Raw genomic sequence first — 11,637 nt, 5'->3', positions numbered from 1 at the left:
ACTAATTTTCTCATACGAGTGCCTAATATTTCGGTGTCTATTATGCTTACTGTAACGGACTATTTTGGTATTACTACTTATGTGTGTCAGAGATTTTATCTCTGGCCTCATTTTTTTATCTTCCCATTTCAATTTGTAACTCAAAACAATGAAATTTCCTGGTAAACGCAAATCTAAGCACTACTTTCCGGTGAATGCCCGTGACCCTTTATTGCAACCGGCGCAGACTGAAAATGAAGTGAGTACCTCTTATATCGTTGGCATTGACCAGACGTTGGTTGATATTGAAGCCAAGGTCGATGAGAGCTTTATTGCGCGTTATGGTCTGAGCCAAGGGCACTCTTTAGTGATTGAAGATGATATCGCTGAAAACCTTTATCAGGAACTAACTGCTAATGGGTTGATTACTCATGAGTTTGCTGGCGGTACCATTGGTAATACCTTACACAACTATTCTGTCCTTGCTGATGATCGTTCCATCCTGTTGGGCACCATGTGTAGCAATATTAAGATCGGTAGTTATGCCTATCGCTATCTGTGTAATACCTCAAGTCGCACTGATCTGAATTATTTGCAGGCAGTTGATGGTGCTATTGGCCGCTGCTTTACTTTGATTAGTGATAATGGTGAGCGGACTTTTGCTATCAGTCCCGGGCAAATGAATCAGCTACGTCCTGAAAGTATTCCTGAAGATGTGATTGCAGGTGCTTCTGCTCTGGTGCTGACTGCTTATCTGGTGCGTTGTAAGCCGGATGAACCGATGCCTGCGGCCACAATGCAAGCCATCAGCTATGCGAAGAAACATGATGTTCCTGTCGTGATGACCCTAGGCACGAAATATGTTATTGCAGATAATCCGCAGTGGTGGCGCGATTTTCTCAACGAGCATGTCTCTATATTAGCGATGAATGAAGATGAGGCTTATGAACTGACGGGCTTGAATGATCCGTTGATGGCTTCTGATATGGCACTGAATTGGGTAGATTTAGTGCTTTGTACTGCGGGTCCTAATGGGCTTTATATGGCGGGATATACTGAAGAGGCAAATAAGCGCCAAACACAGCATCCATTATTACCTGGCGCTATCGCAGAATTTAACTTGTATGAATTTAGCCGGGCAATGCGGCAAGAGCATTGTGGCCATCCGTTACGTATCTATTCTCACATTGCCCCTTATATGGGCGGGCCAGAGAAGATAATGAATACCAACGGGGCAGGGGATGGTGCATTATCCGCTGTGCTACATGATATTGCGGCGAATGGCTATCATCGTAATAATGTTCCGAACTCTAGCAAACATGTGCGTAGTTACCTTAGCTACTCCTCGCTGGCACAAGTGTGTAAATACGCCAATCGGGTCAGTTATCAGGTATTGAATCAACATTCGCCGCGTTTAACACGTGGCTTGCCTGAACGGGAAGATAGTTTAGAAGAGTCGTACTGGGAACGATAATATAGCCATCATCTTTCAAGCTGCAGGTGTGTTGGCTGCTCGCCTTACTCGGCCCATTCTTGGGCCGAGTAAGGCGAGGCCGCTGCAAGCAGCGTTCAAATCTGCTCCCGGCAGATTTGTCACCCCAGTCACTTACCGGTGTAAGCTCATCGGGATTTTCTTGCTTGCCGCCTTCCTGCACCTTGAAATCTATTGGATAGAGAACTTCAGTTATAAACACAGATATAATTTTAAATTGGGCAAACTGGCATTTTATCTTCTTCAGTCAGCGTTTCTATTTTCAGCATATTAAGCATGCTGTTGGCGATTTCGCGCTCCCCCATAACAACCTGGTTAGCGCCACGGTCTGAGATATAAACCACTTCATCGTCATAATGGGCGCGGGCGATTATCTCAAGGTCTGGCCGCTTAATTCTGGCTGATGCGACTATTTCACCGGCTTCGTAGCCATTTGGTATGGTCAGCAATAACCAACGGGCGCAATCCAGGCGCGCCAGTGACATAATATCTGCGCTTGCAGCATTACCTAATACCGCATTAATACCTTGTTCACGGAGTGCTTCCACTCGCGGGCGCGAATTTTCTACGACGACCAGCGGGATGCCTTCCGCATTAAGTTTTGCCCCTAATAAGCTGCCAACCCGGCCATATCCCACCAATAATGCATGATTGCATAAATCTACAGGTATCTGTTTTTCCTCTTCTACCGCCTCTTCCAGAATAAGATCTTCCATCGTCTCATTCTTGGCTAAATAGCGATCTAGCAAGGTGAAAAGTAACGGGTTGAGCATAATAGACAGAATCGCTCCCGCCAGTACCAGATTACGGCCATGTTCAGACATTAAACCAAGAGAAATACCCAGCCCCGCCAGAATAAAGGCGAACTCCCCAATTTGGGCCAGGCTAACGGAAATGGTGAGTGCTGTGCGTTTTGAGTGGCCAAACAGCCGCACCAGGATGAAAGCCGCCACCGATTTACCGAAGATAATGATGGTCAATGACGCTAACACTGCTAATGGTTCTCGTAGCAAAATCATCGGATCGAATAACATGCCGACTGAAACAAAGAACAGCACGGCAAAGGCATCACGCAGCGGCAAGGTATCTTGCGCGGCACGGTGGCTCAGCTCAGATTCGTTTAATACCATTCCGGCGAAGAATGCGCCGAGAGCAAATGATACGTCAAACAACCCTACAGCACCGTAGGCTATCCCAAGCGCCAAGACTAAGACTGCCAGAGTAAAGAGTTCTCGCGAGCCAGTACTGGCTGTTTTAGCCAGTATCCAGGGCACCAGCCGGCGGCCGACGACAATCATTAAGGTTATGAAGGCGATCACTTTACCAATAGTAATCGCTAGCTCTGTAAACAGTTGGCTCAGACTCGTGGTTTCGTTGCCCATGACTCCGGCAAATGCGGGTAATAACACTAATGTCAGTACCATTGCCAAATCTTCAACAATCAACCAGCCGATAGCAATCTGCCCTCGCTGACTATCAATCAGTTGCCGTTCTTCCAGTGCGCGCAGTAATACCACGGTACTGGCGGTTGACAGACATAACCCAAAGACCAAGCCGGTGACTAAATCCCAGCCTAATAAATGAGACAAGCCCATACCTAGCAGAGTAGCAACGGCTATTTGTGTCACGGCTCCGGGGATGGCGATTGCTTTTACTGCGAGGAGGTCTTTAAGCGAGAAGTGAAGTCCGACACCAAACATCAACAAAATGACACCGATTTCAGCCAGTTCGGGAGCTAATGATGTATCAGCAACAAAACCCGGCGTGAATGGCCCGGCAAGCACCCCTGCGGCAAGGTATCCCACCAGTGGTGAGATGCGTAGGCGGTGGGCCAGGGAACCCAAGAGGAAGGCGAGAACAAGGCCTCCGACGATCGTGGTGATTAAGGGTGTTGAGTGGTGCATCCAGACTCCTTCTCGTTATACCCGCCATCTTTCAAATTGCAGGTGTGTTGGCTACGTTTATTACTTGGCCCATCTCTGCGAGGCCGCTGCAAGGAGCGTTTAAATCCATTCCCGACAGATTTGTCACGCGCTTGCCGCCTTTTGGATGAGTATTGGGATATGTGGAGCAGCAAGCATTTCACAGCAATAACATCAGTTTATTGTATTTATGCGATCAATGCGCGATAAAAATTCATTTTTTATCGATAAAAGTCTGGTTTGGCATGGAAATTGTTTGAAGTGGTTGTTTGTGGGGGACTTGCTGTTTTTGTCACGATTACACAGGGGACTCTCCCGACTGAAGTGCTAGTCTCAGTCGGGATTATAAGGTTATTACTATTACTTATCTTCTATATTGGGCAATAAGGCAGTAAATATCCCCAGTAATGGCAGGAATGCACATATTTGGTAAACCAGCTCAATACTGGTTAAATCAGCAACATACCCTAGTACAGCCGCACCTAACCCACCCATACCGAAAGCAAAACCGAAGAATAGACCGGATACCATCCCCACTTTCCCTGGGATCAACTCCTGGGCATACACCAGTATTGCAGAGAAGGCTGATGCGAGGATGACGCCAATGATTACGGTTAAAACCCCCATCCAATACAACGAAGCATAGGGTAAAATAAGGGTAAATGGCGCTACACCCAGTATTGACCCCCAAATAACATATTTTCGCCCTATCCGATCACCAAGAGGGCCGCCAATTATGGTGCCAGCGGCGACTGCGAATAAGAACACAAATAAATGTATCTGGGCGTTTTGTACTGAAACACCGAACTTATGCATCAAATAAAAGGTGTAATAGCTGCTAATGCTGGTCAAGTAGAAGTATTTAGAGAATATCAGCACCATTAAAATAACTAACGTCTTAATAACCGTCTTTTTAGGCAGTAATTTTGCCGATGAGGTTTTTATCACTTTGCCATGTGTTGCTCTTTGCTGTTGCTGATACCACTTACTGACTTGCAATAGCACCACAATGGCCAGTAAGGCTGCGAGAGAGAACCAGCCAACATTGCCTTTACCATAAGGAGCAATAAGAATTGCAGCTAATAGTGGGCCGAGAGCGCTACCGAAGTTGCCACCGACTTGAAAAACTGACTGAGCCAGGCCATGGCGACCACCGGATGCCATGCGCGCGACCCGTGATGACTCAGGATGGAATACCGATGAGCCGGTGCCAACCAGCGCTGCTGCCAATAAAACCACAGGGAAAGTGGTTGCCACCGCCAGCAGCAATATGCCTGATAAGGTAAAACCCATACCAATAGGCAAAGAGTAAGGTTGAGGGTGCTTATCGGTATACAGCCCTATCAGGGGTTGCAGTAGTGATGCAGTAAGCTGGTAAGTGAGCGTGATTAGCCCTATCTGAGTAAAACTCAGTGAAAACTCGGCTTGTAATAAAGGATAAATCGCCAGAATCAACGATTGGATCATATCGTTGAGTAGATGAGATACGCTGATAGCCCCCAGAATAGAGAAGGATGTGCGTTTTACAGCGGCATTAACGGAGGGCTGGAATCCAGTCTCAGAACGATCGGTCATAGTGAGTATTCGCCTAATAATTTCACTGTTAATAATATGTTGGTAACGAATACATATTATGCAGATCGAATGATTTTTACTACATCTGACATAATTTGATATATATTCCAAAGTTATGAAATTCATGCATACATAATCACACTACAATGCTTACTGCGTCACGGTATGGTGTTGATTTATCGTGCTATTGATATGCATTACACTCTTTTCACTCATTAAATCGGTATTTATCAGGCCGGTTTTTAACGACTACATGGAGATTTGCCATGCGTTTTTCATTACCGACCACAGCATGTGCCTTGGCTGTGTCGCTGGCGTTTGCACCGGGATGGGCTGCTGCCTGGGAAAAAGATAAAACTTACGATATCACTATATTGCACACTAATGATCACCATGGGCATTTCTGGCAAAACGATCACGGCGAATATGGTTTAGCGGCACAGAAAACTGTCGTTGATAGTATTCGCAAACAAGTTGCAGCCGAAGGCGGAAGTCTACTACTGCTGTCAGGTGGGGACATCAACACCGGTGTGCCTGAGTCTGATTTACAAGATGCGGAGCCTGATTTTCGTGGTATGAATCTGGTCGGTTATGACGCGATGGCCATCGGCAATCACGAATTTGATAATCCATTGAGTGTGCTGCGACAACAAGAGAAATGGGCAACTTTCCCATTGTTATCGGCCAATATCTACCAGAAAAGCACGCAACAGCGGTTGTTTAAGCCTTATGCCTTGTTTGATAAGCAAGGGGTGAAAATTGCGGTAATTGGTTTAACGACCGATGACACTGCCAAGATCGGGAATCCCGAGTATTTCACGGATATTGAATTCCATGTCCCGGCCGCTGAAGCAAAACAAGTCGTCGATCAACTGCGAAAGACCGATAAGCCTGACATTATCATCGCCGCTACCCATATGGGGCATTACGATGATGGCAAGCATGGTTCGAATGCTCCAGGTGATGTAGAGATGGCTCGCAGCCTCCCCGCAGGCTATTTAGATATGATAGTGGGTGGTCACTCGCAAGATCCGGTTTGTATGGCCAGTGAGAACCATAAGCAGGCTGATTATGTTCCCGGTACACCTTGTGCGCCTGNTCGTCAGAACGGGACCTGGATTGTTCAAGCTCATGAGTGGGGTAAATATGTTGGTCGTGCTGATTTTAAATTCCGCAATGGTGAGTTGAAACTGGTGAGTTATCAGTTAATTCCAATCAATTTAAAGAAAAAAGTTGAGAAGGCTGATGGTAGCAGTGAGCGGGTCTTTTATACCCAGGAGATTGCGCAAGATCCATCGATGCTGAAGCTACTTACGCCTTTTGAAGAGCAAGGTAAGGCGCAGTTGGATATTAAAGTTGGCAGTGTCAATGGCAAGCTAGAAGGTGATCGTAGCAAGGTTCGTTTCGAACAAACCAACCTGGCGCGGATGTTATTGGCTGCGCAAATGGAACGAGCGGGTGCAGATTTCGCGGTGATGAGTGGTGGTGGGGTGCGTGACTCTATCGATGCCGGTGATATCACGTATAAAAATGTGCTTAAGGTCCAGCCATTTGGTAATACCTTGGTTTACGCCGATATGAAAGGCAGCGAGGTCGAGAAGTATCTGGCCGTGGTGGCGAATAAAAAAGTCGATTCAGGTGCTTATGCACAATTTGCCAATGTCAGCCTGGTCGCTGATGGTAATGGCGTCAGTGACGTGAAAATACAGGGCAAGCCATTAGATCCGAATAAAACGTATCGTCTGGCCACCCTGAATTTTAATGCATTAGGCGGCGATGGCTACCCGAAAATCGATACCTTACCGGGCTATGTGAACACCGGTTTTATCGATGCTGAAGTGTTAAAGCAGTATATTGAAAAGCACTCTCCACTGGATGCCAGTCAGTATCAGCCGAAAGGTGAGATTGTTTATAAGTAACTGTAATTAATCGGGATGAAGTTCATTTTAAGCGGTGTATTTCATCCAGATCTAAAACTCGAAAAAAACCTTCTGCAAAACTCCACTGCAAAACGGTACGCAAATTAAACAGCAATGGTGATCCATTCTTTGCCGCGGTCATCATTATATTTATCGGTCATTGCTTGGTTTTTATGGCCGAGTAGTGATTTCGTATCGATGCCTTGCTCACGATATAATCGTTCGGAAAGTGATCGCTGTTCATGGAATGTTGGCGGGGTTCCATCTTTCCATTTAATCCCGCTAGCTTCCCGTGCCGCAGTGAAATTCATTGTTATTGTTTGGTCTCGTATATTTCCTCCGCGCTTAGCTGTGGCCACTGCGTGGTGATGATGCAGTAAATAAGGGCTAACTATCCGATCCCGACACTGTGATATAACTTCTCTTAAAGTAATATTTAGTGAGTTACAGCGAAGTGATAAAGGAATTGCCAGTCTAGCCCCTGTTTTTCCCTGAACTATATGAAGATGGTCATCCCAAATATCAGAAAATTTCATGCCTGCAATATCACCAAGTCGCTGACCAGTAACGACCGCAACAAGCATTGCCCTCTGTAAGTATGGCTGCATTGTGCCGGCTTCTTTATATATAGCCTGCCACTCTTCCAGACTAAGTCGCTGCCGCTGTACTTTTGTTAGTGGCCAGTGCGGGATTATAGCCCGGAGGAACTTCACCTGCATGTTGCGCTTCTTTAAATACATCGATAATTATTCTGCGAACCACCTGAGCCATAACGAGTTGCCCCCTCTCTTTATATGGACTCAGAATATCCGCTATATCTCTTACCGTTATTTCTGGCAATAACTTGTTGCCGATAACGGATCGCATAACTTTAACTGGAGTTTTTTCTGGTTCACGGTCGATGATTTCAGCTCACCCAGTCGCTGGCGTTCTTCTTGAATTTTCCAGTAACTATCAAGCCATGCTGACACTGATAAACCCTTACCTAAATCCCGACTAATTTTATCTCTATCCGTCATTAGCTGCCCCATTTGTTGTTGAGCAAAGCGGGTATTGGCCTCAACAGCAATAGCCTTTGCCTCAACTTCGTTATCACCTAAACCATGAAATTTTCCTGATACCGGATGCTTATAACGCCAGTAGACCTTCTTGGTTCTGGCGTCCGTATAGCATGATAGACCTGGTACATCGACGCTGTACTTACGTGGTCTGCCCATCTTCCATTATCCTTTTCAGGCGGGGATCATCGTTTTGTTTAACCATTGGCTTAATTGCTATCCCGATGAACCTTGCATTTTTATCGACCCGCCAGCATTTACCCGCCTTCATTGGAGGAGGAGAGATCATGCCGCTTTTGGCATATTTTATTAGAGTGGGATAACTAGGAACTGGTTCGTCAAATTCCTCTTTTGCCCACACTGTTAAAGTCTGTGTTCTCGCCATGGTCATTCTCCACACTGTTTATTTAAAGGCCCGCCGCACACAGGCCGTGATTAAAATCATTCTGTTGCTGGTGGATCAAGCTGCACCGGCTCAGCGATGACGCCATGACGGTTTAATACACCAATAATTAATTGCCGCTTACAACCAATTGCTGGAACGTCGCGTAACTCATTTACCAGCATTGAGAAAATATGGCGCGGTAATGCTTCGGGTTTGGCTGCTGTAATAGCGGCAAGTTTCGCATCTCCTTTATACATCTCATCACGCAATGCTTGAGCTGCAGCTGTCATTACATCTAGCTGACGGCTTAACGATAGATTCTGTTCCCGTTGTGATAGCAACTCCCGCGCTATCTCAACCATGTTTTCATCAAACCAGTCTTGTAATCCATTCACCTCCATTCCGTCTGGAATTTCCAACTGAGCCTCTTCAGTAGTACCCCCAAGCCATTCCCTTGCTTGACCTAAATTCCCTTGAGTAATGCAGAAAAGAGCCGCTTGTGCACCCATCATGGTGCGATGCAGCAACCATGCATTTGATAATTCACTGGCAGCCTTATCGGTAAGCGCCGTATTCTCGCCAACCAGCTGCTGCGCCCTGGCAATGGTGTCATCTGCTACCGCGCCGGTAATACCCAAAGTCTCGGCAATCAGAGTGCAGGTATTGAGTGCTGCATCACGTTCATTTTCTAATTCAGCGATGGTATTTCTGGCGTCGGCATAACCTTCTAATACCACTGGTAGTAATTCAGACTCAGTGAAGAGAGCATTAAATTTAGGGTGTATGGCTACGTGGTCAGCGTCTGGATCTTGGAAGTTATAGATCAGGGTGTCATATGCCCCCATAAAGCGGCCAAAACCGCCATGACCCTGTACAAGTGAATCCCATGCAACGGCAATAAATGTGCGCTCTTCGTCACTGATATCTTGATCGTCAAGGCGTTCCAGAAATTACTCAGATGATTCCCTGCGCCAGCGGTCCTCTGCTGCTTCAGTTGCGTGAAATAGTTTCCAAAGAGATTCAACCTTATCTTCACTTGGCCTTGCCATTTTTACCGTTATTGTTTTAGACATGATTTTCCCCTTAGCGTCTGTGGGCAGTACGTAGGCGTTGAAATATTTCCCCCGCAATAATTCTTTCCTCACCCAGATCACACGCCACAAAATATTCGTGCGCTGCTGTTACTGCTTCCTGATGCTTAGCGAAAAACACCATTTTTAATGCTTCAAGATGGCAACGCTCTTGGTGGGCTGATAACGCTTCGGGATCATATTCAATAGGGCGTAACCAGTAACAGACAGGGCCATCTTCTGTGTCATGAATTGAAGCCATAAACCAACCATCACCTGCTGGTGGTTTTGGTTGCCACATGCTGAGATCACAATCACCCGCTTCGTATGCCGCCTGCAATTCTTCGGCGTTTTCTTCGCATTCCATCCAGTCCAACGTACCGACGACACGGTTTAACGATTTCCATGCATCGAATTCACCTTCAACCCCAAACTCATTCCCGTTTGCAGGTACAAAATAATCAGGGTGAGTCCAGAAACCATGGCTATCACGTTCAACTGGTGCTGCTGTAATTGTCTTGATCATCACTGTTTCCTCGCATAGAGAACGCCATCAACTGGCAGACATTCGTATTCATGTGGTAGACCTTGCTGCTGAATGTCTGCCATACAGTTTTTATCATCCGGGTATACGTAGCCTTGCGGCTCGTATTGGCACGGCTGGAATGTGTAGCAAACGAGTAAAAACAGGCCGTACATCATGATTGAGTGGCCGCAGTCAGCTCATTGAGTCGTGCCGCGAATGCGACACGGATCTGGCTTGGTGTCATTGGTACTATTGCAATGTCAGCCAGGGGGATACCTTCAAACATCGGCCATTCCTTACCGTCATCGATATCCAGTTCTTGGCGTTCGGTTGCCAGCATAATCAGATCGCAGTAATGAACGACTAAAGACATTTCGGCAGGAAGCCCAAATTTTTCACGGATAGCCATATCAATCCGATGCTCAATAACTTTGTAATCGGGCAGCAGACGTTTAAGGGGGGAGGGGATATCGCCTCAAGCCAGTTTAAAGTTAGTTACCTGATAGGCAGAAAAGTATCATTCCCACTTGTTCAAGTTGTGTCAGCTAGTACATCCATGGCAGCGTTTACGGCTGTATCTATTGCATTGGCCACCCCACTCAATGCGATAACAGCTCACGGCAATTGCAAAGTTGGAGGTGGTAGCAGTGCAGCAGCGTCATTTTCATCAATATCTCTTGGCAGTGATAGCTTTGGTACTGGTTGGCAGGAAGTAAGATTGGGGGTTAATGCTGGGAATGGTGTTGATACGGCGAGTAACTTTTCAATTGATATCATAACACCTCAAACACTCTATTATCGTTTTGAAAGTGATATGACAAGCAATAAAGCTGGTTCTATTTTGATTTCAAGTTATTTATTTTAATGGGGTGTTGATATGCTCTTATATGTGCAATTCTCTGATGAAACAGAGACAACAATAATCACATGGTTTGCCTCACCACAATCATCATCTGATTTTAATTTTTTGGGTGAAGTTGAACCGTCAGATGATCGTTGGGTAGCATTCTATGACACTACCCCTGCCTTTGCTATAAACTCGATACCAAAACCATAGCATCTATAAATAGAACCAATGATGGTAAATTCGTCATTTGACTAACAATATAACTTGGGGTGTGCATCCATACGTTATATTTTTAATTTTCATCTTTGGCTCTGAATTTATTTATAATTGTTCTGGCTACTTTAGATGTGTTATTTTCTATTGCTATATGAATTAAGTAAGCTACAAAAATAGATGAGAACAGTAAGTATATAAACTTACCAAACCCTGAGGCATGTGTATATGGCTGAAATAAATTACTGTGTAATGGTATAAATGCCATTATTATAGGATGTATGAGGTATAGTGGATAGGATATATCGCCTAGAAAATTTAGGTATTTATTGTCTCTTACTCCTTTTATTTTTTCTCGGATAACAGAAGCCACTAAGAGTAAAAAACAAGCTAAACCTACGTTTGTAACTCCATGTCCCGATGCACCACCACCAAAAGTATAGAACAAAAAAACACCTAATGCTGAGTAAAATATAAAGTCACTTGCAGATTTTAATATTTCATTATCGGCACGAACTCTCATGTATATTTCACATGCAATCATTCCTAAAATAAACTCAATCAATATTGGGTTTGCCAAGTTTTTTATTAACCCTTGGATGCTATTACTTGCTGTGAAATTTAGGGGGGTGGTTGGGTTTAATGTTAAAT

Annotated in this window: 11 protein-coding genes and 1 pseudogene; 3 read left to right on the top strand and 9 right to left on the bottom strand. The window is 45.2% G+C overall.

The genetic code is table 11. The features are described from left to right. Nucleotides 1-148: 148 nt before the first annotated feature. The gene (locus V1952_RS15730; RefSeq protein ID WP_263699322.1) at nt 149-1,453 is read left to right on the top strand and encodes an inosine/guanosine kinase; all 1,305 of its coding nucleotides are present in this window, start codon (nt 149-151) and stop codon (nt 1,451-1,453) included. Nucleotides 1,454-1,683: 230 nt separating this feature from the next. Here the strand turns inward: V1952_RS15730 and ybaL are convergent, their stop codons facing one another. Next, entirely contained in the window at nt 1,684-3,375 is a 1,692-nt protein-coding gene (gene ybaL / locus V1952_RS15725) for a YbaL family putative K(+) efflux transporter (RefSeq protein ID WP_263699323.1), read from the bottom strand. A gap of 378 nt (nt 3,376-3,753) precedes the next feature. Continuing rightward, nucleotides 3,754-4,968, bottom strand: coding sequence for an MFS transporter (locus V1952_RS15720; protein WP_083159931.1), 1,215 nt, complete (start codon nt 4,966-4,968; stop codon nt 3,754-3,756). A gap of 266 nt (nt 4,969-5,234) precedes the next feature. Here V1952_RS15720 and ushA point away from each other — a divergent pair, with 266 nt between their 5' ends. Beyond that, complete coding sequence (ushA, locus tag V1952_RS15715) at nt 5,235-6,887, top strand: bifunctional UDP-sugar hydrolase/5'-nucleotidase UshA (RefSeq protein ID WP_420075090.1); 1,653 nt, start codon at nt 5,235-5,237, stop codon at nt 6,885-6,887. 104 nt (nt 6,888-6,991) lie between these two features. Here ushA and V1952_RS15710 read toward each other — a convergent pair. The 6 genes and pseudogenes from V1952_RS15710 to V1952_RS15685 form a co-directional block, all read right to left on the bottom strand. Further along, nucleotides 6,992-8,104 (bottom strand): annotated as a pseudogene (locus V1952_RS15710) (phage integrase Arm DNA-binding domain-containing protein). Beyond that, nucleotides 8,088-8,330: an excisionase gene (locus tag V1952_RS15705; RefSeq protein WP_420075089.1), complete on the bottom strand. Its 243-nt coding sequence runs from the start codon at nt 8,328-8,330 to the stop codon at nt 8,088-8,090. The pseudogene V1952_RS15710 and the gene V1952_RS15705 overlap by 17 nt, the downstream one beginning before the upstream one ends. A 56-nt stretch (nt 8,331-8,386) precedes the next feature. Further along, nucleotides 8,387-9,175, bottom strand: coding sequence for a hypothetical protein (locus V1952_RS15700; RefSeq protein ID WP_420075088.1), 789 nt, complete (start codon nt 9,173-9,175; stop codon nt 8,387-8,389). 105 nt (nt 9,176-9,280) lie between these two features. After that, complete coding sequence (locus V1952_RS15695) at nt 9,281-9,403, bottom strand: hypothetical protein (protein WP_420075087.1); 123 nt, start codon at nt 9,401-9,403, stop codon at nt 9,281-9,283. Between the two features lie 10 nt (nt 9,404-9,413). After that, nucleotides 9,414-9,926, bottom strand: a complete 513-nt coding sequence (locus tag V1952_RS15690) for a hypothetical protein (protein WP_420075086.1) — start codon at nt 9,924-9,926, stop codon at nt 9,414-9,416. A 172-nt stretch (nt 9,927-10,098) separates the two neighbouring features. Continuing rightward, on the bottom strand, nt 10,099-10,335 hold the full coding sequence (locus V1952_RS15685) for a hypothetical protein (RefSeq protein WP_420075085.1): 237 nt from the start codon (nt 10,333-10,335) through the stop codon (nt 10,099-10,101). A 147-nt stretch (nt 10,336-10,482) separates the two neighbouring features. Here V1952_RS15685 and V1952_RS15680 point away from each other — a divergent pair, with 147 nt between their 5' ends. After that, a complete protein-coding gene (locus V1952_RS15680) occupies nt 10,483-10,791 on the top strand; it encodes a hypothetical protein (RefSeq protein ID WP_420075084.1) in 309 nt (102 codons plus the stop codon). 274 nt (nt 10,792-11,065) lie between these two features. Here the strand turns inward: V1952_RS15680 and V1952_RS15675 are convergent. After that, nucleotides 11,066-11,637 (bottom strand): acyltransferase family protein (locus V1952_RS15675; protein ID WP_420075083.1); only part of this gene is annotated, 572 nt, incomplete at its 5' end.

This window comes from Yersinia sp. 2542 StPb PI (assembly GCF_048593855.1).
GTDB classification, from domain to species: domain Bacteria; phylum Pseudomonadota; class Gammaproteobacteria; order Enterobacterales; family Enterobacteriaceae; genus Yersinia; species Yersinia enterocolitica_E.
Note: the sequence above shows the minus strand (reverse complement) of the source record. Positions and strands in the feature narration are given on the sequence as shown.

Coding starts and splice junctions, on each gene's coding strand:
- V1952_RS15685 (WP_420075085.1), bottom strand. CDS start 10,335: ATGGCTATCCGTGAAAAATTTGGGCTTCCTGCCGAAATGTCTTTAGTC.
- V1952_RS15705 (WP_420075089.1), bottom strand. CDS start 8,330: ATGGCGAGAACACAGACTTTAACAGTGTGGGCAAAAGAGGAATTTGAC.
- V1952_RS15695 (WP_420075087.1), bottom strand. CDS start 9,403: ATGTCTAAAACAATAACGGTAAAAATGGCAAGGCCAAGTGAAGATAAG.
- V1952_RS15690 (WP_420075086.1), bottom strand. CDS start 9,926: ATGATCAAGACAATTACAGCAGCACCAGTTGAACGTGATAGCCATGGT.
- V1952_RS15730 (WP_263699322.1), top strand. CDS start 149: ATGAAATTTCCTGGTAAACGCAAATCTAAGCACTACTTTCCGGTGAAT.
- V1952_RS15720 (WP_083159931.1), bottom strand. CDS start 4,968: ATGACCGATCGTTCTGAGACTGGATTCCAGCCCTCCGTTAATGCCGCT.
- V1952_RS15700 (WP_420075088.1), bottom strand. CDS start 9,175: ATGGGGGCATATGACACCCTGATCTATAACTTCCAAGATCCAGACGCT.
- ybaL (WP_263699323.1), bottom strand. CDS start 3,375: ATGCACCACTCAACACCCTTAATCACCACGATCGTCGGAGGCCTTGTT.
- V1952_RS15680 (WP_420075084.1), top strand. CDS start 10,483: ATGGCAGCGTTTACGGCTGTATCTATTGCATTGGCCACCCCACTCAAT.